Raw genomic sequence first — 22,136 nt, forward strand, 5'->3', positions numbered from 1 at the left:
CTTATGGGTGAACGTAATTCACATATGCAGACAGCAGATCGCTCCGCCGGACTCGTGATCACCGAGGTGCGGCTGACCCCCATCCTCATCGCCGATCCGCCGCTGCTCAACACCCAGGGTGTCCACCAGCCCTACACGCCCCGCCTCATCATCGAGGTCGTCACCGCCGACGGTACGGCCGGGGTGGGCGAGACCTACGGCGACACCCGCTATCTCGACCTCGCCGCGCCCCTGGCCCGCGCGCTGCCCGGCCACACGGTCAGCGATCTGAACGGGCTGTTCACCCTCGCGGAAGAGGTCTGCGGCGACCCCGCCGACGTCTCCGACTCCGTCGACGTCGGCGGGCTGCGCGGTGTGCAGACCGCCGACAAGCTGCGGCTGTCGGTCATCTCCGGCTTCGAGGTGGCCTGCCTCGACGCCCTCGGCAAGCACCTCGGCCTGCCGGTGCACGCGCTGCTCGGCGGCAAGGTCCGCGACGCCGTCGACTACAGCGCCTACCTCTTCTACCGGCTCGCCGCCCACCCCGAGGGGCAGGGCGAGGCCGACGACTGGGGTCCCGCCCTCGACCCGGAAGGCGTCGTCGCCCAGGCCCGCCGCTTCGCCGACACGTACGGCTTCGGCTCCTTCAAACTCAAGGGCGGTGTCTTCCCGCCCGACGAGGAGATCGCCGCCGTACGCGCCCTGGCCGCCGCCTTCCCCGGCCGGCCGCTGCGCCTCGACCCCAACGGCGCCTGGTCGGTGGAGACCTCGCTGTACGTGGCCCGCGAGCTGGGCGAGGTGCTGGAGTACCTGGAGGACCCGGCCAGCACCACCGACCGCATGGCCCGGGTCGCCAGCGGCACCTCCGTGCCGCTGGCGACCAACATGTGCGTGACGACCTTCGCCGAGATCCAGGACGCCTTCACACGCGGCGCCGTCCAGGTGGTGCTCTCCGACCACCACTACTGGGGCGGCCTGCGCAACACGCAGCAACTCGCCGCGATCTGCGCCACGTTCGGCGTGGGCCTGTCCATGCACTCCAACACCCACCTCGGCATCAGCCTCGCCGCCATGACCCATGTCGCGGCCACCGTGCCCAACCTCGACTACGCCTGCGACTCGCACTACCCGTGGCAGACCGAGGACGTCATCACCCGCCGCCATGTCTTCGAGGACGGCCGCCTCGCCGTCAGCGACCTCCCCGGCCTCGGCGTCGAACTCGACCAGGACGCGCTCAAGGCGCTGCACCAGCGCTGGCTCGACGACGACGGGGCCATGCGCGACCGCGACGACGCCGCCGCGATGCGCAAGGCGGACCCGGACTGGCGGACGCCGCCCGTGCCGCGCTGGTGACACACGCGTGTGGGGCGGCGGACCGTACGGCCCGCCGCCCCACACGCCTCACGACGTCAGCGCCTCACAGCACCAGCGACAGCAGCATGACGAAGCCCAGCGCCACCACCGAGATCACCGTCTCCATCACCGACCAGGTCTTGAGGGTCTGCGGGACGTCCATCCCGAAGTACTCCTTCACCAGCCAGAATCCGGCGTCGTTGACGTGCGAGAAGAACAGCGAACCGGCGCCCACCGACAGCACCAGCAGCGCGGTGTGCGAGGACGACATGCCCTCGGCGAGCGGCGCGACGAGACCGGCGGCCGAGATGATCGCCACCGTCGCGGAACCGGTCGCGACCCGGATCAGCACCGCGATCAGCCAGGCGAGCAGCAGCGCCGAGATGTGCCAGCTCTTGGACCAGTCGAGGATCATCTGACCGACCCCGCAGTCGATCAGGGTCTGCTTGAAGCCGCCGCCCGCGCCGACGATCAGCAGGATGCCCGCGATCGGGCCGAGCGAGGCGTCCACGGTCGAGGAGATGCGGTCCTTGCTGAAGCCCGCGGCCCGCCCGAGGGTGAACATCGCCACGATCACCGCGGCCAGCAGCGCCACCAGCGGCGTGCCGATGACGTCGAAGATCCGGTACGTCAGGCTGCTCTGGTCGTCCACGATCACGTCGACCAGGGCCTTGGCCAGCATCAGCACCACCGGCAGCAGCATCGTGCAGGTCGTCGCGGCGAAGCTCGGCCGCCGCTCCAGGTCGTCGGAGGCGCGCGCGGGCGTCATCCGCTCCGGCGGCGTCACGTCCACCCAGCCCGCGGCCACCCGGCCGAAGAGCGGACCCGCGATGGCGAGCGTGGGTATCGCGACCAGCACGCCGAGCGCGAGCGTGATGCCCATGTCGGCGTGGATGGCGCCGATCGCGGCCAGCGGGCCGGGGTGCGGCGGCACCAGACCGTGCATCACCGACAGACCGGCCAGCGCCGGGATGCCCAGCCGGATCAGCGACTGGCCGCTGCGCTTGGCGACCAGCAGCACCACCGGGATGAGGATCACGATGCCGATCTCGAAGAAGAGCGGCAGGCCGACCAGACCCGCGATCAGGGCCATCGCCCACGGCAGCCGTTTCTCGCTGGTACGGGCCAGGATCGTGTCGACGATCTGGTCCGCGCCGCCGGAGTCGGCGAGCAGTTTGCCGAGTATCGCGCCGAGCGCGATCAGGGTGCCGACGCTCGCCACGGTCGAGCCGAGGCCGGTCGAGAAACTGGTGATCGTCTTGGCCAGCGGCGCGCCCGCGACGGAGCCGAGCACACCGGAGCCGATGGTCAGGGCGAGGAAGGCGTGCACCTTCCAGCGGGTGATCAGCAGCACGATGACGGCGATACCGGCCAGGGCGGCCAGTGCCAGGCGGGTGTTGCCCGCGTCGGTGATCGGGGACGGATCGGCGGCCAGCAGCTCCACGCTGAGTGCGGACACGGAGGACTCCAGGGGGAAGGACGGGGACAGGGGGGAGGGGGTTCGAACGGGTGGGGCGGGTCAGTCCTGCGACGTCAGCGGGGTACGGCGGCGAGCGCGCGGTCCGCGATCTCCCGCGGGCCGCCCTCGATCGTCACGACCGCGCCCGCCTCGTCCGGCTCCAGCGGCTCCAGCGTCGCGAACTGCGAGCGCAGCAACTCGGACGGCATGAAGTGCTGCATCCGCGCGGCCAGTCGGGAGGCGATCAGCTCGGGGGACCCGTCCAGGTGCAGGAAGAACAGGTCGGGCGCGCTCTGACGCAGGTGGTCGCGGTAGCGGCGGCGCAGGGCGGAACAGCTCACCACCCCGCCCTTGCCCTCGCGTTGCGCGATCCACGCGCCGATGGCGTCGAGCCACGGCGCCCGGTCGGCGTCGTCCAGCGGGTGACCGGCCGACATCTTGGCGATGTTGGCCGCCGGGTGGAAGTCGTCGGCCTCGGCGTACGGGACGCCCAGCCGATCCGCCAGCAGGCCGCCGACGGTCGACTTGCCCGAACCGGAGACCCCCATCACGACGACGACGGGGGAGTGCGGTGGGCGCGGGGAGCTGGTCATGCGCTCGAACCTCCTTGTGCAAGCGGTCGGGGACACTCAACGCCATAGGTACTACTTATTCAAGAGTCTGTGATGTAAAAGTCACATGACTGTGCTGCCGCATAAGCTGTCCTCATGCCTCAGCAGGAAGCACCGCGGGACGACGCCGGGGGTCTGCACGCCCGTGTTCTGGCCGAACTCGGCCCCGCCATCGCCTCGGGCGACTACCCGCCGGGGACGGTTCTGCGCATCGACGAACTGGAATCGCGCTACGGCGTCTCGCGCACCGTCGTCCGCGAGGCGGTCCGGGTGCTGGAGGCGATGCACCTCGTGGAGTCCCGCCGCCGCGTCGGCGTCACCGTGCTGCGCAGCGAGGAGTGGAACGTCTTCGACCCGGCCGTCATCCGCTGGCGCCTGGCCGGCGCCGACCGCCCCCGCCAACTGCGCTCCCTCACCACCTTGCGCACCGCCGTGGAACCGGTCGCCGCGGGACTCGCCGCGACCGCCGCCGGTCCCGCCCAGTGCCGCGAACTCACCGTGCTGGCCGCCGAGATGGCCGCCGCCGCCCGCGCCGCCGACCTCGACGCGTACCTCGTGCACGACGTCGCCTTCCACCGCGTCGTCCTCGACGCCTCGGGCAACGAGATGTTCGCCCGCCTCGGGGACGTCGTCGCCGAAGTCCTCACCGGCCGCACCGAACACCATGTGATGTTCGCCGAGCCCGACCCCGCCGCCGTCACCCTCCACGTCCGCGTCGCCGAGGCGATCCGCTCCCGCGAGGCCGCCGCCGCCGAGGACCTGATGCGCGAGATCTGCGTGGGCGCCCTGCACGAGCTGGACATCCTGGCGCCCTGAAAATCCGTTTACCCGCACGGCCCGGCGGTGCTGCACTGGTACGCGTGACCGCTCGTCAACCCGCTCCGCCGCAGCCCTTCCGCTGGGCGCTGTCCTCGTACGAGGGCCGCCCGCCGGACCGCCTCGGCACGCTCGCGGACGGCTCGGAACCCGTACGGCTGTGGCACCTTCCGGCGCTCACACAGTGCACGGGCAAGGTGCTGGCCCGCTCCCGCGCCGCCGACCTCCGCTTCGTCGGCCGCTCGCTGGACAGCATGTACGACCTGCTCACCGGCGCGCTGGAACACGCGGACCGCCCTGGCGGACTCCTGCGGCTCCCCCTGTCGATCCGCCGCTCCGCCCGTCTCCCGCAGCCCCAGCGGGAGCGCTTGCGCGAGCACCTGGCCGCGGCGGGCCTCGAACCGCGCGCCCTGGCCCGCCGCAAGCGCCCGCTGGCCGTGGTCGACGTGGTCCACAGCGGCTCCACCTTCGACGCGCTCCACCGCGAACTGGCCGCGTGGATCGCCGAGAGCCGCGAACCCTGGTCGGTGATCCGCCGCAAGCTGCGCTACGTCGGGGTGACGCCCCGCGGCAAGAGCGGCCCGAACGCCGACCGCTGGCAGCAGTCACCCGATTCCGCCCGCTGGGTGCGGACGCTGCCCGCGGGACACGTGGTCAACGTGTCGCTGCCCTGGCCCGAATGGGGCTGGTACGGCAATGCGCAGCCCAAGCTCAACGGCACCTTTCCGCCGAGCCGCTGGTTCGACGAGGACGCGGACACACCCTGGTACCACCAGGCGCTCCCGCAGGCGCTGGCCGAGTCGCTGGCGCTGGTGGAGGCCGGCCGAAGCCGTACCGTGCGGGACGGACTCGTGCGGACCGTCGCGGGCGAGCCGGGCTTCGCCGACCGGGAGGTCCGGGCGCTGGTGAGCGTGCTGCGACGACGCTGAGGGGCGCGGCGGGCGCGCCTCACCACAGCTGGGCGCTTCACCACACGAGGGCGCGCGTCACCACAGCTGGGCGCGCGTCACCACACCAGCGCCGCGCCGAACACCGCGAGCGCCACCGTGCAGCCCACCACCGCGACGGCGGCGCCCGGCGCCATCACCGCCGGGTGCGGCGCGCCGCCGAGCTGCTGAATCCTGCGGTGCGCCAGCCGGAGGAAGGCCAGGAACGCGAGCGCCGTCAGACCGATGGCCACCGCGGGGAGCGCCCCGCCCTCGTGGTGCAGCACCTGCCGCCCGGCCAGCACGGCCGTCACCGCGCAGGACAGCGTCGTACGCCGCCACGCCAGCCGCGTTCGCTCCGGCTGGAGCCCCGGATCCCGGTCGTCACCGGGTCGGCCGCCGACTCCCGGCGGCCCGCCGTCCTGGCGGTCGTGGCTCATCCGGCCCAGCCGAAGAGCACCACGCACACCATCGCGACGGCGATCACCGCGATGGCGACCGCGAGCAGCGCGGGGAAGCGGGAGACGGGCAGGTCGGCGCCGCGGCGCATGGCGCGTTCGCAGCGGGCCCAGTGGTTGACCGCGCGCAGCGTGCAGGCGACGCCACCGGCCAGCAGGACGAGCGCCAGCGAGACCCGTACCCAGTGCGCGAGGTGGTCGGTGAGGAACTGGTCGACGGCGAAACCGCCGCCGATCAGGGCGAGCGCGGTGCGGATCCAGGCGAGGAAGGTCCGCTCGTTGGCCAGCGAGAAGCGGTAGTCGGGGGTCGTGCCCTCGTCCCGCACGCGGGCGGGGGCGAACCACAGACGTACGGAATCCCGCGCGGCACGCAGCCGCGCGGGCAGCTCCTGGGCGAAAGCGCTCACGCGTCCACACTAACGACCAGGTCGGAAGCGGGCGCGGGCGGTCACTTCCGGCGGGAGACCGCCGCGATGATCACGGCGAGCACCGCGGCCAGCAGCACCACGCCGACCACGGCGATCACCACATGGCCTGCGGAGCCGCCGCCACCGTCCTGCGGCGGCGCGACGTCAGCGAGCAGCATCGGAGGACTCCTTCCTTCCGTCGGTCGCACGCGCGTCGGTCGCACGCGCGTCGGTCGCGCTCTCTTCGGTCGCGCCCATTTCGGGCGGACTCTTCTCGGGCGGCCTCTTTTCGGTCGCGCTCGTCCCGGTCGGCCTCGTCCCGGTCAGGTCCGCCCCGGCCGCCCGGCCCCGCTCCCCGAGCCCCAGCACCAGCATCAGCAGCACCGGGAACTCCAGATACGCGTGGTAGCTGGCCACCGCCGCGTACAGCGACCTGCCCCGCGTGTAGTCGCTGACGAACAGCACCGACAGGGCCGCCGCCCCGCCGAGCCCCAGCGCCCAGGCCCGCACACCGCGCAGCACGGGCGCGCGCCGCTCGAACGCCTCGGTCGCGTCCGGCGCGTACCGCGGCATGAACCACACCCACACCACGTAATGCATGGTCTGGAGGAAGGCGAAGACCGCGACGAAGCGCAGCCCGGCGTGCGTGTGCTGCCAGGCGGGCGGGGTGTACGACAGCGCCAGCCGGTCCGTCCAGCCCGAGCCCGCGCCGAGCAGACCGTCGAGGGCGCCGGACAGCAGCAGCGCGGGAATCACCAGCACCCACCCGCACTGCACCGCCCGGAAGGCGGCACGGCCGCGCGGCATGGCGCGCGACCACTCCCACAAGAAGAGCAGCGGTACCACATTGTGCAGATGGGCCAGCACCACGAAGTGGTAGGCGGGGAAGGCCAGCGACGCCATGGCGGCGCCCGCCAGCAGCGCGCAGGAGGCGGCCAGCGGTACGGGCCTGGTCCGCAGCGCGTGCACGCAGGCCGCGGCGAGCAGCACGTACGCGAGCAGGATCTCGGCGGTACGGGTGCCCGAGGACGGCGGCAGCAGGCGGCACACGACGATGCCGGTGATGAGCGCGCCCAGCAGCCGCAGGAACGGGCCGTGCAGGACGCCTTCGAACCGGCCGGTCACGTACCGCAGTTCGAGCACATTGTGCAGAATGCCGAAGACCGCGAGGCCCACCACGGCCGTGCCCGCGGGCAGCCGCAGCGAGACGGCGAGCGCCACCGCCGCCGCCAGGACGAAACCGGCGACCGGCAGCGTACGCCCCGCGCGTCCCGTATCGCCCGTGCCCGCACCGCCCGCCAGGGGCGCCCCCACCGCGCTGGCCACTCGTCCCCTCCCCGTGGCACGATCCGCCCGTGCCGTATCCGCTGGCCCTCGCCCTCACCCTGCTCGTCGAGGTGCCCTGCTACGTCGCGGCGGTCACCGCGGCGTCCGCCGTCCGACCGACGCGGACCGCTCTCGCGGCCGTCATGGTCAACTGTGTGACGCACCCGCCGCTGTGGTGGTTCCTGCGGCAGACGCACGGCGCCGCGTACTGGCCCGCCTTCGCCGTCGCCGAGAGCGCGGTCTGCCTCGTGGAGGGTCTGCTGCTCGGCCGACTGCTGCGGCTGCGGGGCCCGTTGCCGTACGCGTCCTCGGTCGCCGCCAACTGCGCCTCGGTCATCGCCGGTCTCCTGGTGGCCGGTTGAGCCGCCGGGCGGTCAACTCCCGTGCGTCGCACGCCATTCGAGCAGCCTGCGGTAGCCGTCGAGGCCGTCCGGCACCCACTCCCACTCGGTGAGCCTGGCGGCCAGCTCCTCCTCGGTGAGGAAGGTGTGCCAGGCCACCTCCTCGGCCTGCGGGGCGACCGGCAGTGTGCACCGCACCTGGTAGACCGACGACCACCACGTCCGCGGCCCGTCCTCGTAGAGGAATCGGAACAGCGGCTCGGGGCGCGGCAGTCCGCTCACCCCCAGTTCCTCCTCCGCCTCGCGCAGCGCCGCCTCCTCGTAGGACTCGCCCGCGCCGACGACACCGCCGACGAACATGTCGTAGAGGGAGGGGAAGACCAGCTTCTCCGCGGTGCGGCGGTGCACGAAGATCCGGTCCTCGGCGTCCCTGGCCAGGATGAAGACGCAGCGGTGCCGCAGGCCCTTGGCGTACGCCTCGCCGCGCGGCGCCCTGCCGACGACCCGGTCGTGCTCGTCCACGATGTCGATGATCTCGTCGGCGGACAGCGGGGGTCGCGGTGTGGGCTCGTTCATGGAGCCGATTCAACCACCGGCCGCCGGACCCGCCCCGGGCGCGCCCCCTGGTGGTCTTGCGCGGCGCGGACACCGGCAAGATGATCGTCCCGGTTCGGTGAGACGGGGGAGTGACGGGAGTGTGGGATGACGGCACACCAGGCGCCCCGGGTACCGCAGGCGCCCCAGACGCGACAGGACCGGCGGGCACCGCGGGCGCAGCGGGAGCGCGGGGCGCCGCTGCGGATCGCGAACTGCTCCGGCTACTACGGTGACCGGCTGTCGGCCGCCCGCGAGATGGTCGAGGGCGGCCCCATCGACGTCCTCACCGGCGACTACCTGGCCGAACTGACCATGCTGCTGCTGTGGAAGGCGCGGCAGCGCGACCCGGACGGCGGCTACGCGGTCTCCTTCCTCGCCCAGATGCGCGAGGTGCTCGGCACCTGCCTGGAGCGCGGCATCAAGATCGTCGTCAACGCGGGCGGCCTCAACCCGGCGGGACTGGCCGCCAAACTCGCCGAGTTGGCCGCGGTCGGCGGCCTGCACCCGTCCGTGGCGTACGTCGAGGGCGACGACCTGCTGGACCGGCTGCCCGAACTCCAGTCCCGCGGCCACGACTTCGCGCACCTGGCCACCGGCCGCCCGCTGGCGGGCTCCGGCGTCGAGCCGGTCACCGCCAACGCGTACCTCGGCGGCTGGGGCATCGCGCAGGCGCTGCGCGGCGGCGCCGACGTGGTGATCTGCGGCCGGGTCACCGACGCCTCGCTGGTCGTCGGGCCCGCCGCCTGGGCCTTCGAGTGGGCGCTCGACGACTGGGACCGGCTGGCGGGCGCCGTCACCGCGGGCCACATCATCGAGTGCGGCACCCAGGCCACCGGCGGCAACTACTCCTTCTTCACCGAGATCCCCGACCCGGTGCACCCCGGCTTCCCGATCGCCGAGATCCACGCCGACGGCTCCAGCGTCATCACCAAGCACCCCGGCACCGGCGGCGCCGTCACCGTCGGCACCGTCACCGCCCAACTCCTGTACGAGATCGGCGGACCCGGCTACCTCAACACCGACGTCGTGGCCCGCTTCGACACCGTCCGGCTCATCCAGCAGGGCCCCGACCGGGTCTCCGTCGGCCCGGTCGCGGGCGAGCCCGCGCCCGACACCCTCAAGGTCTGCCTCAACCACCGCGGCGGCTACCGCAATTCCGCGACCTTCGTGCTCACCGGCCTCGACCTCGACGCGAAGGCGGACTTCGCCGAGGCCACCCTGCGCGACGCGACCGGCGGGCCGGGCCGCTTCGCCGGGTACGACCTGCGGCGCGAACACGGCGGCGAGGCCGACCGGTTGACGCTCACCGTCAAGGACCCGGACCTCGACACCGTCGGCCGCGGCTTCTTCACCGACGTCGCGGGCTCCGCGCTGGCCGGCTACCCCGGGCTCTACCTGGAGCACGCCTCGCCGCGCCCCACCGAGTACGGCGTGTACTGGCCCGCGCTGGTGGCCGCCGACGAGGTCACCGCCGTGACCGTGCTCGCCGACGGCACCCGGCTGCCCGTACCGCGCCCGCCGCACGGCGCCACCGACCTCCGCGAGGGACGGCCGGGTCCGGTGCCCGACTCCGGCCCCGTACCGCCGCCGCTGGTGTCGCCGGTCACCGGACCCGCGCCGCGCCAGGCGCGGACCGGGCCGCCCGAGCCCTTCGGCCGGACGGTACGGCTGCCGCTCGGGACCGTCGTCGGGGCGCGCTCGGGGGACAAGGGCGGCGACGCGAACGTCGGGCTGTGGGCACGGGACGACGAGGGGTACGCGTGGCTGCGCGCGTATCTGGACGTACCCCGGCTGCGGGCCCTGCTGCCGGAGACCGCGACGCTGCCGGTGAGCCGTTGGGAACTGCCGAATCTGCGCGCGGTGAACTTCGTCGTGCACGGGCTGCTCGGCGACGGCGTCGCCGCTTCCACCAGGGCCGATCCGCAGGCCAAGGCGCTGGGGGAGCGGCTTCGGGGATGCCTCGCGGACGTGCCGGAAAAGCTGGTGGATCTTTTGCAGAGCCAGTACACGCCGTTGCCCAAGAGGTGACATTCGTGGAGTCATGATGGGAATCGTCCGAGGGCGACGGGCCCGCGGGGGTAGTGAAGGGCGGTCCCCATGGACGGCGACATCCTGCGCAAGGCGATCTTTCTGCTGCGTGAGTGCCACGAGTCGGAGCAGCAGGTCGTGACCAGGCTCAAGGACTACTTCCCCGGCCTGACGCTCGGCGACCGGGAGATGTACGTCAGCGAGGCCCGCGACCTCGTGCACGGCATCCACCCCGCCCACTCCGCGCCGCCCGCCCGGTAACCGCCCGCCCGGCCCCTGGCCTCGGGATTCCTGCCGCCCGGGGCCGACGGACCCCCTGACCCGCGCGACCGCCCGGTCCCCTCCTCGCTTCGGGCGGTCGCGCGCGGCATGATCGGCACCATGAGCAATCTCGACACGACGCCCGCCGCCACCCGCTGCGGCGGGCGCGCCGACGTCTCCGCCGCACCGGTCCGCGACCTGCTCGCCGGCCGCACCGTCCAGCTCGGCGAGAGCACCGAGGTACGGCGGCTGCTCCCCAACCTCGGACGGCGCATGGTCGGCGCTTGGTGCTTTGTTGACCATTACGGGCCCGACGACATCGCCGACGAGCCCGGCATGCAGGTGCCGCCCCATCCGCACATGGGCTTGCAGACCGTCAGCTGGCTGCACGACGGCGAGGTGCTGCACCGCGACAGCCTCGGCAGCTCCCAGACGGTGCGCCCCCGCGAGCTGGGCCTGATGACCTCGGGCCGGGCCATCGCCCACTCCGAGGAATCACCGCGCGACCACGCCCGCTACCTGCACGGTGCCCAGCTCTGGGTCGCCCTGCCCGACGCCACCCGCGACACCGCGCCCTCCTTCGAGCACCACCCCGTACTCCCCGAGGTCACCGGCGGCGGCGGACTCCACGCCACCGTCATCCTCGGCGACCTCGACGGCGCCTCCTCGCCCGGCACGATCCACACCCCGCTCGTCGGCGCCGACCTCACCCTCGCCGCCGGTACCGACGCCCGGCTCCCGCTCGACCCCGACTTCGAGTACGCCGTCCTCACCATGTCCGGCGAATCCCACGTCGACGGTGTCCCCCTCACCCCCGGCTCCCTGCTCTACCTCGGCTGTGGCCGCCGCGAACTCCCCCTGCGCGCCGACACCCCCGCCTCCCTCATGCTGCTGGGCGGCGAGCCCTTCGCCGAACGCATCATCATGTGGTGGAACTTCGTCGCCCGCACCAGCGAGGAGATCACCGAGGCCCGTACCGCCTGGCAGTCCGCCACCCGCTTCGGCGACGTCCACGGCTACGACGGCGAGCGCCTGTCCGCCCCCGACCTCCCGCCGGGCCCGCTGAAAGCGCGCGGCCGGGAGCGCTGACCGGGCCGGGGTCGCGGCGGGGAACGTCACAGGGCCCCTGGGCGGCGGGGGCGCGCCGGGCAGGGGCCCTGGGGGGAGCGGGGGTCAGGACGCGGAGTGGTCCTGGGCCGCCTTCTGGACGTACTCGTCGGTGTACGTCTTCGACAGGTCGATCGTCTTGCCCTTCACGGTCGGGTCGACCGCGGTCAGGACGCGGAGCACCGTCTGCGGGGCGTCGGCCGGCATCTGGCCGGTCGGGTTGTACATGCCCATCTCGTTGGCCAGCGCCTGGACGTACTGGTCCTTGCCGCTGCCGGCGTAGAAGTCGGCCGGGACCTGCTCGGTGATCTCCGCGGCCGAGTGGGACTCCATCCACTGGAGCGTCTGGTAGACGGCGTTGACCATCTTCTGGACGGTCTCCTTGTGGCTGTTGGCCCACGCCGTCTGGACGGTCAGCGCGGTGCCGGGGTACGGGCCGCCGAGCGCGGCCTTGGTGCCCGCCGCGGTGCGCATGTCCGCGATGATCGTCCCGAGCTGCTTCTTGAGCAGCGTCGAAATGGTCGGCTCGGTGGTGACACCCGCGTCGATCCGGTTGTGCTCGAAGGCCGCCACGAAAGTGGCACCGGCCGCCACCGCCACCAGGTGGGTGTCGGCCACCGCGATGTTGTTGTGGATCGCGAGGTACGAGGCGATGGTGGAACTGGCGGAACCGAGCGAGGTGACGCCGACGTTCTTGCCCTTGAGGTCCGCGGGCGACTTGATCGACGGCGCGTTCGTACGGGCCATCTCGACCATGCCGGGCGCCTGGAGGAGCTGGACGACCGCCTGGGTGTTCTTGCCCTTGAGCTGGAGCTTGAGGTTCGAGTCGTAGAAGCCGATCATGCCCTGGGCGTCACCCTTGAGCAGCGCGTCCGAGACCTGCGGCGTGCCCTGGAGGTTGGCGATCTTCACGTTCAGACCCTGCTTCGTGAAGTAGCCCATCCGCTGCGCCAGGATCAGCGGGAGGTAACTCTGGTTCGCCTGGTTCGACAGGGCGATCGTCACCGTCTCCAGCGACCCCGCGCTCGCCGCGTCGGTGGTCTTGTCGGACTTGCTGTCCGAGCAGGCCGTCACGCCTGTCGCCAGGACTACCGTCGCGGATGCGAGAACGATCTTCTTGTGCCACATGTGCGTTGTCTTCTCCTCGGAAGCGGGTGGGTCGTGCGCCGTCTCGGGTCGTGCCGCGGGCCGCGAGTCGCCGCGGGGCGGTTGACCGTCGGGGGGATGGCGGAATGGGCGGGGATGGCGGGAGTGCCGGAGGCGGCCCCGGTCCCGGCGGTGCTGTCGCCGGTCACGGCGGTCACGCCTGCGCTCCGGACTTCTGCGGACGCGGCTGCCAGCTCAGCAGCCACCGCTCCAGCAGCGAGATCAGTCCCTCGGCCGCCAGCGCGAACGCGGCGGTGATGACGAGTCCCGCGTAGACCCCGTTGGGATCGAAGTTGGCCTGCGCCTGGAAGATGAGCAGCCCGAGGCCCTGCTGCGCCCCGAGCAGTTCGCCCACGATCGCGCCGGTGATGGCGAAACCGAAGGCCACGTGCAGGCTGGTGGTGATCCAGCTCAGCGCGGACGGGACGACCACGTGCAAGGTCACCCGGGTGTTGCTCGCGCCGAGGATGCGGGCGTTGGCGAGGAGATTGCGGTCCACCTCGCGGGCGCCCTGGAAGGCGTTGAAGAACACGCCGAAGAAGACCAGTACGGCGGCCAGCATGACCTTGGAGCTGATGCCGAGACCGAACCAGATCGCGAACACCGAGCCCAGCAGGATGCGCGGGATCGAGTTCAGGGTCTTGATGTAGGGGGCGAAGACATCGGCCAGGAAGCGCAGCCGGCCCAGCACGATGCCGAGGACGACACCCAGGGTGACCCCGATGCCGAAGCCCATCAGGGTCTCCTGCAACGTCACCCACACCTGGTCCCACAGCGGTCCCTGCGACGTACCGTCGCGCACCCAGCCCCACAGCTTCGAGCAGATGCCCGACGGCTTGCCGGAATAGAACGGGTCGACGACCTCCGTCGAGGCGAGCACCTGCCACAGGCCGATGAACGCGGCGAGGACGGCGGCCCTGACAACGTTGACCCACACGCGGCGCCTGGCCCGTTGTCGCCTGGCCAGCGCGGCGCGGGCCGCTCCGGCGTCGCTCTTCGGCGGTTCGGGTCGCGCGAGGATCTCGTCGGTCGCCGACCCGGTCGCGGTGTCGGTCTTCATAGGCTCATGCCTCTTCCGTACGGATGGTTCAGGCCGCCGATTCGGACGTCACGGTCTCGGCCGACACGGTCTCGGGCCGCGCGGCCGTGCGGGAGTACGCGAGCTGCACCTCGTCCCGCAGCGCCTGCCAGACCCGTTCGTGGAGCTTGACGAATTCGGGAGTGTGCCGGATCTCGCGGGGATTGCGCGGCCGGGGGAGATCGATCTCGAACTCCTCCTTCACGGTGGCCGGTCCCGCCGTCAGCACCACGACCTTGTCGGCGAGCGAGATCGCCTCCTCCAGGTCGTGCGTGACGAACACGACCGAGGGCCGGGTCAGGTCCCAGAGCGAGAGCAGTTCGTCGGACATGATCTGACGGGTCTGCACATCGAGCCCGGAGAAGGGCTCGTCCATCAGCAGCACCCGCGGCTCGTTGATCATCGTCTGCGCGAGCGCCACCCTCTTGCGCATTCCGCCGGAGAGCTGGTGCGGGTGGTACCGCTCGAACCCGGCGAGGCCCACCCGGCGGATCCACTCGGCCGCGGCGGCGTGCGCCTCCTTGCGGGACGCGCCCCGGAAGCGCGGACCCGCCGCGACGTTGCCGATGACGGTCTTCCAGGGGAACACCGCGTCCGTCTGGAAGACGAACCCGACGTCCTTGCCAATGCCCTCCACCGGGCGCCCGTCGACGAGCACCTCACCGCTGTCCGGACGTTCCATGCCGGAGATCAACGAGAGAGTCGTCGATTTCCCGCATCCGGTGGGACCCACGACCGCGGTGAACTCTCCGGGCCTGACGGTGAAATCGATGTTGCGCAGGACGTCATGATTTCCGCCCTGCGGGGTACTGAAGGACTTGCACACGTCGCGCATCGCGATAGGCGATGTCGTCGGTTGCGGCGATTTGACTAGACCATTGCTGTGCCCGTGCTGGGATTCGCTTGCCACGCGAGTGAGGCTGCCAGAACCGACGGGCAGACACCAACCTCGTCGAACAAGGGTGCATTGACTTAAGCGTCCGGAGGCCGCTGACCTCACTCTCCGTCGACGTCGTTGTCCGGAGAAATTCCGTCTAGTGCCTCTTTCTCCCGACTATCCATAGTGGGTTAGACGCGGAGGGTTCTCCAGGGGTAGCTTCTGGCGAATGACGTTTCGCCATCTCGACATATCGCCTGAAACGCATCTTCCCGACCGGCTCGCACTGCGCATGCTCGTGGAGACTTTCCGGCCGGATGTGATGGACCGGCTCGTGGACAAAACCGAGCGCCGAGAGCGCCGCAGGCGTCTCCTGCCCGCACAGCTCATGATGTATTTCGTTCTGGCGATGTGGCTCTTCGGGGCCTCCTCTTATGAGGAGGTGCTCGCCAAACTCACCGGCGGTCTGCCCGAGATGTTCCCGGGCGCAGGCGTCGGCGGATCGGGCGACGTGGCCAGCGCGGCCGCCATCGCGCGGGCCCGCATGCGGCTCGGCGTCGAACCCCTCAAGGCGCTCTGCGGCCACCTCGCCGACGCCGCGGGCCACGGGACCCGGCTGGACGGCGAGCGGGTCTTCGTCTACGAGAGCGTCGCGATGGAAGTGCCGGACACCCCCGCGAACAGGGCCGGTTACGGCTCCCCCGACACCACGACGCCCCGGTTGGACAAGCACCGCTCGCTCGACGTGTGGGTGTCCTCGCTCACCGACTGCCGACTGCGCGTCTCGGCGGTCGCGGCCATCACGCCCCGGGCCGAGGAAGGCGCCGAGGGCCTGCTCGCGCAGTGGCCGGAAGACCTTCTCGACAAGCGGGCGCTGGTGGTCGGCGACGAGGAACTGATCCCGGTCGCGCTGTGGTCGGCGCTGGCCGAGACCGGCGCCGACCAGATCTGGCGCTCCGGCGGCCTCGGACCCGCCCCGTACTCACTGCCGGTGATGCGCGAACTCCCCGACGGCTCCTACCTGTCGGAACTGGCGGCGGACGCCGGTCCCGGCGAAGGTCCGGGGCCGGGGACCGCGGTCCGGGTGGTGCCGTGCGGCGACCGCACGGCCGCGCGAGCCGCTGCTGCGGGACCGGTGCTGGGCGCTCCGCTGCTGGTCACCTCGGTACTCGACAGCACGGTGCCGGCCGACGAGATCAGGGCCCGGTACGAACAGGCGGCCGTCGCGAGCGGCGACGGGGTCGCCCACTTCGTCGAGCAGATCACCGGGCCACGGGTGCTATTACGGTCGAAAAGCCCTGAACTCGTGCAGCAGGAAATATATGCCCTCCTGTGCACCTATCATGCCGTCGGACACCTCGTATCGCCGCCGCTTTCGGTGGGTCCGATTTCGACCGATCCGACCACTGGACTGGGGGAGTGGGCGGCGGTGAGGCCGCGTTAAGTCAGTAGCGCAACCCTTTGCTCCTGCGGGCACGCGTGTGCTGCAATAAAGTTCCCGCAGAGGGCGTGGAAGTGAACAGACACAAAGAGCCTCCGACCTGGTACGCAGTGGTATGCGGTCGGAGCCGAACGTCTCATCGCGGTGAACCGGATAATCAAGCGTCGCCGCGCCATGCGGCGGCGTTATGAGGGTTAAGGGTTAGTGAATGGAAGACCAGCGGTCTCACGGAGCCGGCAATCCGTTGACATGCGGGGACCGCTTGACACAGCACGATGCGGCGACGGCATGACGAGCGCGCGGAGACGGGGTCGCGCGCCCGCACCGAAATGGATCTCCCCCCTCACCGGGCTCGGCTCCAGGCTCTGGACCAAACGCAAGCTCGGTGACTGGCGGCTGCGCAATCGCATGCTGCTCCTTGTGCTTGTCCCGCTGATCGCGATCATTCCGCTGGCGGGCGTGCGCGTGTTCTCCGCGGTCGGCAACCTCCGGAGCGCGGCCCATATCCAAGGGCAGGCGCAACTCGCCCGGCAGGTGTCCACGCTGGTCAGCGCGCTCGACGACGAACGCGACCTCACCCAGTTGGCACTCACCGGGTCGGGTACCGCCAAGGACGACAAGCTCGCGGCGGCGCAACAGGCCACCAACGCGCAGGTGAAGGCGTTCGGCCAGAGCCTGGACGAACACCGGAGCAGCGTCGACGCGCTGCCCGCCGCCGTACGCCTGATCGGCGTGCGCGCCGAGGCCCGGCTCGGTGACCTGACCCCGCTGCGCGCCTCGACCAAGGGCCTCGCCCACGGCGCCAACACGCCGACCTTCAGCGCCTACAGCACGATCATCGGCAATCTGCTGGACTTCAGCCAGCAGCTCGCGGCGGTCGGCTCCGACCACACGCTCGGCAGCCTGGTCACCACGCTCGCCTCGATCGAGCAGATCGAGCAGCAGACGTCGAGCGAACGCGGCTTCATCGTCGACGCGCTCGACCGCGGCTTCACACTGGAGCTCAAGGAGAACATCGAGCAGGCGCACTTCGAGACCGCCAACGGTACCTTCACGAACAACGCGTCGACCTCGCTGCTCAACCTGTACCAGTCGACGGTCAGCGGCGACAAAGTCGGCGCGGCCGACGGCACCATCCAGGTGGTCGCCACCGCCGCGCAGGAGGACATCCCGCTCGACAGCCTCGGCATCACCAAGGCCACCGCGTTCCAGCAGATCACCGACAAGCTCGACGCCGTACGCACCGTCGAACGGCAGACCGTGGCGGACCTCAACGACCGGTCCTCGCACCTGCTGTCGGCCGTGCGCACCCAGCTCTACCAGAACATCGCCATCATCGTCGCCGTGGTCGCGCTGTCCTTCCTCGGCGCGCTGATCCTGGCCAGGTCCGTGGTCCGGCCGCTGCGCCAACTGCGGGTGTCCGCACTGGACGTGGCCGACAACCGGCTGCCGGGCGCGGTCCGCCGACTGCGCGACGTGAACCCCTCGGAGACGGACCGGCCGGTACGGGTCGAGCCGATCGAGGTGCAGTCGCAGGACGAGGTCGGCCAGGTCGCGCGCGCCTTCGACCGCGTGCACTTCGAGGCGGTCCGGCTCGCCACCGAGCAGGCGCGGATGCGCTCCAACGTCAACGCGATCTTCACCAACCTCTCGCGGCGCAGTGAGAGCCTGGTGCTGCGCCAACTCCAGCTCATCGACGACCTGGAGAACAGCGAGCAGGACCCCGGTCAGCTCACCGCCCTGTTCCAGCTCGACCACCTCGCCACCCGCATGCGCCGCAACAACGAGAACCTGCTGGTGCTCGCGGGCGAGGAGCAGAGCCGCCGCTGGGACCAGCCGGTGTCGCTGTTCGACCTGGTCCGCGCCGCGACCGCCGAGGTCGAGCAGTACGAGCGCGTGGTGCTCTACGAACTGCCCGACGTGGCGGTGGTCGGACATGCCGCCACCGACGTCGTCCACCTGATGGCCGAGATCATCGAGAACGCCACGACGTTCTCCGGCCCCGAGACCCAGGTGCTGGTGGGCGCCAAGATGCTCACCGCGGGCGATGTGGTCCTGGACATCGCGGACGCGGGCATCGGCATCCGGCCCGAGGAGCTGGAGCGGATCAACCGGCGGCTCGCCGAGCCCCCGGTCCTCGATGTCGCGATTTCCCGCCGCATGGGCCTGTTCGTGGTCGGCCGGCTGGCGGCCAAGTACGGCATCCAGGTGCGGCTGACCAGTACGGGCAGGACCGGCCTGAACGCGCTCATCCGGATCCCACTGACTTTGCTGGTGTCCGCGAGCGAGTTGGAGGTGGACGGCCCGCAGGTCTTCGACCAGTCGGCGCTGCGGCCCGGACCGTACGACACCGGCGAGATGGCCGGGCTGCCGGGCGGCGGGGTCGCGGCCGGACAGGCGGGCGACCCGCGCTTCGACGGCCCCTACGGGCCCGCGGGCACGCCCTCGCGCGGCCGGTCGTACGACGACGTTCCGGCGGGCCGCCACTCCGGTCAGCCCGACGGCGGCTTCCCGTGGTTCCACGACCAGGAGGAGGGCGGCGGCCCCGACGGCGACTTCTCGTGGTTCGCCTCGGAAGAGGAGGAGGCCGAGGCGGTCGCACGCCTGGAAGGGCACGGGTCCGACCGGTTACCGATCTTCGACGCGATGAGGTCGCAGTGGCCGGCCGGGCAGGGACCGCAGCAGGCGCGGCCCCCGCAGGGGCACGTACGTCCGCAGGTCCCGCCGCAGCCGCAGGCGCTGCCCCACCAGCGGGTCCAGCCGCCGGCCCAGCGTCCGCAGCTCCGGCCGCAGGCGCAACCCCAGGCGCAGCTCCGGCCGCAGGCGCAACCCCGCCCGCCGGCCCAGCCGCCGGGCAACCCCGGTCACACCTCACCCTCGTGGGCCCGGCCGGGCCCCGAGGACACGGGCGGCCAGGCGACCGGAGGCACGACCGCCCAGGGTCTGCCCCGGCGGGTGCCCCTGAACAACCTCTCGGCCGAGGCGCGCCCGCGCGGCCCGGTGCCGCAGCCGAACGCGGCGCCCACCGCCCCGCGCGCGGCGAACCTGATGAGGGATCGGCTGTCGAACTTCCACCAAGGGGTCAGACAGGGTAAGGATGGGTCCGACCGCGAGGGGCCCGGCCGGACGCCGGGCGGATCGGGTCCGCTATGAGCGGACTCACAGCTCCCACGACCTCCGTGTTTCCCGTGTTTCCCCTGTCCGTAGCGCCGTCGGACGACGTCCTCGGCAGCATAGGAAGCAGCTACACCCATGAGCGATCTGAGCAACGAAGCACAGAACCTGAACTGGCTCATCGCCAACTTCGTGAAGCAGGTGCCGGGAGTCGCGCACGCGGTCGTGATCTCCTCGGACGGCGTTCAGCTCCTGGCCTCCGCGTCCCTGCCCAGGGACCGCGGCGAGCAACTCGCCGCGATGGCCTCGGGCCTGGCGAGTCTGACGCAGGGCGCGGCCCTGCTCTTCGAGGCCGGGGTGGTCACGCAGACCGTCGTCGACATGGAGAACGGATTCCTCTTCCTGATGTCGGTCAGCGACGGCTCCGTGCTGGTGGTGCTGGCCTCGCCGACCTGCGACATGAAGGTCGTCGGTTACGAGATGGCGTTGCTGGTCGAGCGGACCGGCGACGTCCTCACGCCCGACGTGCGCAGGGAACTGCAGAACGCGCTGGCCGGCTGAGGGCCGGCGCGATGGGCCGTCCGAATCACACCCGGAAGGATGTGCGTTCGTGAGTGGAGACCGAGACCGAAGGCGCAACTCGCCGTTCGTCCGTCCGTACGCCGTCACCCGCGGCCGGACGACGGCGCGGACCGACTTCGCGCTGGAGGCCCTGGTCGGTACGACCGCTCTCGCCTGGGAGAGCGGTGTGCGGTTCTTCCCCGAGCAGCAGGCGATCTGCCGGCTGTGCATGAACCTCACATCGGTGGCCGAGATCTCCGCGCTGATGAACATCCCGCTCGGCGTGACCCGCGTCCTGGTGGGCGACCTCGCCGAGAGCGGCTTCGTCATCGTCCAGCAGCCCACGTACGCCGAGGGCCGGCCGGACGTCACGCTGCTGGAGCGGGTGCTCACCGGGCTGCGCGGCCTCTGAGGCCGCGCGGTCGCGGTACCCGAGGTCCGGTCCCGCGCCGGTCCTGCCCTGTTCCCGGCCGTACGACGGCCGCGCCCGACGACCTACGGAGTGCCGTGCCCGAACTGTCCAGCCTCGCCCTGTCCTTCGGGGCCGCGGCACGGGACTACGACCGCTACCGGGTGGGTCCCTCGGCCCGGATGCTCGACTGGCTGCTGCCCGCGGACTGCCCCTCGGTGCTCGACCTGGGCGCCGGGACCGGGCTGCTGACCCGGTGGCTCGCCGAACGGGTCGAGGACGTCGTGGCGGTCGAACCCGACGCGCGCATGCGGCGGGTGCTGACCGGCGTCTGCCCGCGGGCGACGGTGCTCCACGGGTTCGGCGAGCGCATTCCGCTGCCGGACGCGCGGGTCGCCGCGGTCACGGTGTCCTCGGCGTGGCACTGGATGGACCCGGCCCTCACGCTCCCCGAGATCGCCCGGGTGCTCACCCCGGGCGGCTCGCTCGGCATCCTCTACACCCGCCGCGACCGGCGGGTGCCCTGGGTGGACGTGCTGGACGCCTACGTCCACGACGAGATGGGCAACGACGACTGGATCGGCGACCTGATCCAGCGCATGTCCGACGGACCGTGGCTCCCCGACGGTGTCCCCTTCGCGCCGCCGCAGGCTCATGTCGTCACCTGGACGGCCGAGTTGACCGTCGAGGAGGTCGTCGCGATGTTCGCCACCTACAGCAGGTACATCGCCCTGCCGGACGGCCAGAAGCGCGAACTCGCGGACCTGATCGGGGCGAAGGTCCGCGAGACGGCCGAGATGCGGGACGGCCTGGTCGTGATGCCCATGATCTGCCACGGCTGGCGCACCCGCCTGACCGCCTCCTGATCCGGCGGGCGGTCAGTTCGCGCGGGGTTCCTCGGTCTCCGCCGTCCGGGTCGCGGTGGCGATGCCGATCCGGTTCCAGGCGTTGGTCGCCGCGACGGTCCAGATCAGGCGGGCTGTGGCTTCGGGGCCGAGGAGGGTGGTGACCTCGGCGTGGACGGCGGCCGGGACGGCGCCGTCGGCGGGGCGGGTGAGGTGCCGCGCCAGGTCGAGGGCGGCGCGCTCTGCGGGCGTGAAGTCGGGGGAGTCGGGCCACTGGGGGAGAGCGGCGAGCTTGAGCGGAGGGTGGCCCGCCGCGAGGGCGGCGTCGTGGTGCAGGGCGGTGCAGTAGGCGCAGCCGTTCATCTGTGAGACGTGCAGGCGGACCAGTTCGGCGATCTCGGGAGCCAGGCCCTCGGCGGAGACCCGGGTCAGCTCGGTGAGCGCCTGGAGGGCGTCGGGGGCGGCGGCGGTGGGGTTGACCTGCGGCATGGGCGTGGCTCTCAGGGGTGTGGGGGCGGGGTCTGTTCGAAGCTGACCGGTGTCTCGGGGGTGAGTTCCAGGTCGGCGCCGGTCACCGGGGCGTCGGCGTGGATGAGGATGTTGTAGTGGTTGGGGAAGTGGCAGGCGTCAAAGCCGAAGACCGTGCCGACGGTGTGTCCGCCGATACGGACGGTGTCGCCGCGGTCGATGACGCCGCCGCGGTCCAGTTCGACGAAGCCGAGGAAGCCCACGCGGTCGATCCGCGCCCCCGGCGCGCTGTCGGTGTGGTCGGTGGTGACCAGCTCATGGACCTCGCCCGCGCGCACGCAGCGGCTGGCGTGGGGTTCCAGGGCCATGCCGCGGTCGTCGCGGCGGTGGATCAGGACCTTGACCAGACAGCCGTGGACGGTGCGCTTGAGCCCGTCCTCGCGCGGGGCGGCAGCCCTTTCGGGGGTCGGCTCTTGAGCGGTGGGTTCTTGAGCGGTCGGCTCTTGCACGGCGGGTTCTTGAACGGCG

At 71.6% G+C, this 22,136-nt stretch carries 24 protein-coding genes; 12 read left to right on the top strand and 12 right to left on the bottom strand.

All coding sequences use genetic code 11. The annotated features are described in order from the left end of the window. The first annotated feature begins 24 nt into the window (after positions 1-24). Positions 25-1,332, top strand: a complete 1,308-nt coding sequence (locus ACIP4Z_RS30795) for a glucarate dehydratase family protein (RefSeq protein WP_401313560.1) — start codon at positions 25-27, stop codon at positions 1,330-1,332. Between the two features lie 64 nt (positions 1,333-1,396). Here the strand turns inward: ACIP4Z_RS30795 and ACIP4Z_RS30800 are convergent, their stop codons facing one another. Together ACIP4Z_RS30800 and ACIP4Z_RS30805 are read right to left on the bottom strand one after the other, a co-directional pair. Further along, complete coding sequence (locus ACIP4Z_RS30800; RefSeq protein WP_391048487.1) at positions 1,397-2,791, bottom strand: gluconate:H+ symporter; 1,395 nt, start codon at positions 2,789-2,791, stop codon at positions 1,397-1,399. Positions 2,792-2,865: 74 nt separating this feature from the next. Beyond that, positions 2,866-3,384: a gluconokinase gene (locus ACIP4Z_RS30805; RefSeq protein WP_355333353.1), complete on the bottom strand. Its 519-nt coding sequence runs from the start codon at positions 3,382-3,384 to the stop codon at positions 2,866-2,868. A 114-nt stretch (positions 3,385-3,498) separates the two neighbouring features. Here ACIP4Z_RS30805 and ACIP4Z_RS30810 point away from each other — a divergent pair, with 114 nt between their 5' ends. Together ACIP4Z_RS30810 and ACIP4Z_RS30815 are read left to right on the top strand one after the other, a co-directional pair. After that, positions 3,499-4,218 carry a FadR/GntR family transcriptional regulator gene (locus tag ACIP4Z_RS30810; RefSeq protein WP_401313563.1) on the top strand — a complete coding sequence of 240 codons (720 nt, stop codon included), beginning with the start codon at positions 3,499-3,501 and terminating at the stop codon, positions 4,216-4,218. 44 nt (positions 4,219-4,262) lie between these two features. After that, positions 4,263-5,147 carry a hypothetical protein gene (locus ACIP4Z_RS30815; RefSeq protein ID WP_391161252.1) on the top strand — a complete coding sequence of 295 codons (885 nt, stop codon included), beginning with the start codon at positions 4,263-4,265 and terminating at the stop codon, positions 5,145-5,147. Positions 5,148-5,224: 77 nt separating this feature from the next. Here ACIP4Z_RS30815 and ACIP4Z_RS30820 read toward each other — a convergent pair whose 3' ends face one another. The 4 genes from ACIP4Z_RS30820 to ACIP4Z_RS30835 form a co-directional block, all read right to left on the bottom strand. Further along, positions 5,225-5,584 carry a DUF202 domain-containing protein gene (locus ACIP4Z_RS30820; RefSeq protein WP_401313565.1) on the bottom strand — a complete coding sequence of 120 codons (360 nt, stop codon included), beginning with the start codon at positions 5,582-5,584 and terminating at the stop codon, positions 5,225-5,227. After that, positions 5,581-5,976: a YidH family protein gene (locus tag ACIP4Z_RS30825; RefSeq protein ID WP_188283850.1), complete on the bottom strand. Its 396-nt coding sequence runs from the start codon at positions 5,974-5,976 to the stop codon at positions 5,581-5,583. The genes ACIP4Z_RS30820 and ACIP4Z_RS30825 overlap by 4 nt, the downstream gene beginning before the upstream one ends. A gap of 74 nt (positions 5,977-6,050) precedes the next feature. Then, positions 6,051-6,188, bottom strand: a complete 138-nt coding sequence (locus ACIP4Z_RS30830) for a hypothetical protein (RefSeq protein ID WP_355333343.1) — start codon at positions 6,186-6,188, stop codon at positions 6,051-6,053. Next, positions 6,175-7,335 (bottom strand): hypothetical protein, encoded by a 1,161-nt coding sequence (locus ACIP4Z_RS30835; protein WP_401313567.1) that lies wholly within the window; start codon positions 7,333-7,335, stop codon positions 6,175-6,177. Before ACIP4Z_RS30835 ends, ACIP4Z_RS30830 begins: the two co-directional genes overlap by 14 nt. Positions 7,336-7,364: 29 nt before the next feature. Between ACIP4Z_RS30835 and ACIP4Z_RS30840 the strand changes: the two genes are divergently transcribed. Beyond that, positions 7,365-7,697, top strand: coding sequence for a hypothetical protein (locus tag ACIP4Z_RS30840; protein ID WP_401313569.1), 333 nt, complete (start codon positions 7,365-7,367; stop codon positions 7,695-7,697). Positions 7,698-7,709: 12 nt separating this feature from the next. On the opposite strand, the gene ACIP4Z_RS30845 is transcribed toward ACIP4Z_RS30840, so the two are convergent. Further along, positions 7,710-8,252: an NUDIX hydrolase gene (locus ACIP4Z_RS30845; RefSeq protein ID WP_401313571.1), complete on the bottom strand. Its 543-nt coding sequence runs from the start codon at positions 8,250-8,252 to the stop codon at positions 7,710-7,712. A 126-nt stretch (positions 8,253-8,378) separates the two neighbouring features. On the opposite strand from ACIP4Z_RS30845, the gene ACIP4Z_RS30850 reads away from it, so the two are divergent. From ACIP4Z_RS30850 to ACIP4Z_RS30860, 3 genes are all read left to right on the top strand, one after another. Continuing rightward, positions 8,379-10,301: an acyclic terpene utilization AtuA family protein gene (locus ACIP4Z_RS30850; protein ID WP_401313572.1), complete on the top strand. Its 1,923-nt coding sequence runs from the start codon at positions 8,379-8,381 to the stop codon at positions 10,299-10,301. A gap of 69 nt (positions 10,302-10,370) precedes the next feature. Further along, on the top strand, positions 10,371-10,562 hold the full coding sequence (locus ACIP4Z_RS30855; protein WP_188283824.1) for a hypothetical protein: 192 nt from the start codon (positions 10,371-10,373) through the stop codon (positions 10,560-10,562). A gap of 120 nt (positions 10,563-10,682) precedes the next feature. Beyond that, positions 10,683-11,651, top strand: a complete 969-nt coding sequence (locus tag ACIP4Z_RS30860; protein ID WP_401313573.1) for a pirin family protein — start codon at positions 10,683-10,685, stop codon at positions 11,649-11,651. Positions 11,652-11,735: 84 nt separating this feature from the next. Here the strand turns inward: ACIP4Z_RS30860 and ACIP4Z_RS30865 are convergent, their stop codons facing one another. From ACIP4Z_RS30865 to ACIP4Z_RS30875, 3 genes are all read right to left on the bottom strand, one after another. Continuing rightward, complete coding sequence (locus ACIP4Z_RS30865) at positions 11,736-12,797, bottom strand: ABC transporter substrate-binding protein (RefSeq protein WP_401313575.1); 1,062 nt, start codon at positions 12,795-12,797, stop codon at positions 11,736-11,738. Between the two features lie 172 nt (positions 12,798-12,969). Continuing rightward, the gene (locus ACIP4Z_RS30870) at positions 12,970-13,875 is read right to left on the bottom strand and encodes an ABC transporter permease subunit (protein WP_391048469.1); all 906 of its coding nucleotides are present in this window, start codon (positions 13,873-13,875) and stop codon (positions 12,970-12,972) included. Positions 13,876-13,903: 28 nt separating this feature from the next. Then, positions 13,904-14,728, bottom strand: coding sequence for an ABC transporter ATP-binding protein (locus ACIP4Z_RS30875; RefSeq protein ID WP_401313671.1), 825 nt, complete (start codon positions 14,726-14,728; stop codon positions 13,904-13,906). Positions 14,729-14,999: 271 nt separating this feature from the next. On the opposite strand from ACIP4Z_RS30875, the gene ACIP4Z_RS30880 reads away from it, so the two are divergent. The 5 genes from ACIP4Z_RS30880 (at position 15,000) to ACIP4Z_RS30900 (ending at position 21,161) form a co-directional block, all read left to right on the top strand. Next, complete coding sequence (locus ACIP4Z_RS30880; protein ID WP_401313577.1) at positions 15,000-16,214, top strand: transposase domain-containing protein; 1,215 nt, start codon at positions 15,000-15,002, stop codon at positions 16,212-16,214. A gap of 417 nt (positions 16,215-16,631) precedes the next feature. Continuing rightward, a complete protein-coding gene (locus ACIP4Z_RS30885) occupies positions 16,632-19,364 on the top strand; it encodes a nitrate- and nitrite sensing domain-containing protein (protein WP_401313579.1) in 2,733 nt (910 codons plus the stop codon). Positions 19,365-19,463: 99 nt separating this feature from the next. Next, complete coding sequence (locus tag ACIP4Z_RS30890; protein ID WP_355333321.1) at positions 19,464-19,886, top strand: roadblock/LC7 domain-containing protein; 423 nt, start codon at positions 19,464-19,466, stop codon at positions 19,884-19,886. A 49-nt stretch (positions 19,887-19,935) separates the two neighbouring features. Then, entirely contained in the window at positions 19,936-20,298 is a 363-nt protein-coding gene (locus ACIP4Z_RS30895; protein ID WP_188283832.1) for a DUF742 domain-containing protein, read from the top strand. A gap of 95 nt (positions 20,299-20,393) precedes the next feature. Continuing rightward, complete coding sequence (locus ACIP4Z_RS30900; protein ID WP_355333319.1) at positions 20,394-21,161, top strand: methyltransferase domain-containing protein; 768 nt, start codon at positions 20,394-20,396, stop codon at positions 21,159-21,161. A gap of 12 nt (positions 21,162-21,173) precedes the next feature. Here ACIP4Z_RS30900 and ACIP4Z_RS30905 read toward each other — a convergent pair whose 3' ends face one another. Continuing rightward, positions 21,174-21,629: a carboxymuconolactone decarboxylase family protein gene (locus ACIP4Z_RS30905; protein WP_401313582.1), complete on the bottom strand. Its 456-nt coding sequence runs from the start codon at positions 21,627-21,629 to the stop codon at positions 21,174-21,176. Positions 21,630-21,640: 11 nt separating this feature from the next. Continuing rightward, on the bottom strand, positions 21,641-22,117 hold the full coding sequence (locus ACIP4Z_RS30910; protein ID WP_401313584.1) for a DUF6917 domain-containing protein: 477 nt from the start codon (positions 22,115-22,117) through the stop codon (positions 21,641-21,643). Between the last annotated feature and the right edge of the window lie 19 nt (positions 22,118-22,136).

The sequence above is a fragment of the Streptomyces sp. NPDC088910 genome, from assembly GCF_044749865.1.
Lineage (GTDB): Bacteria > Actinomycetota > Actinomycetes > Streptomycetales > Streptomycetaceae > Actinacidiphila.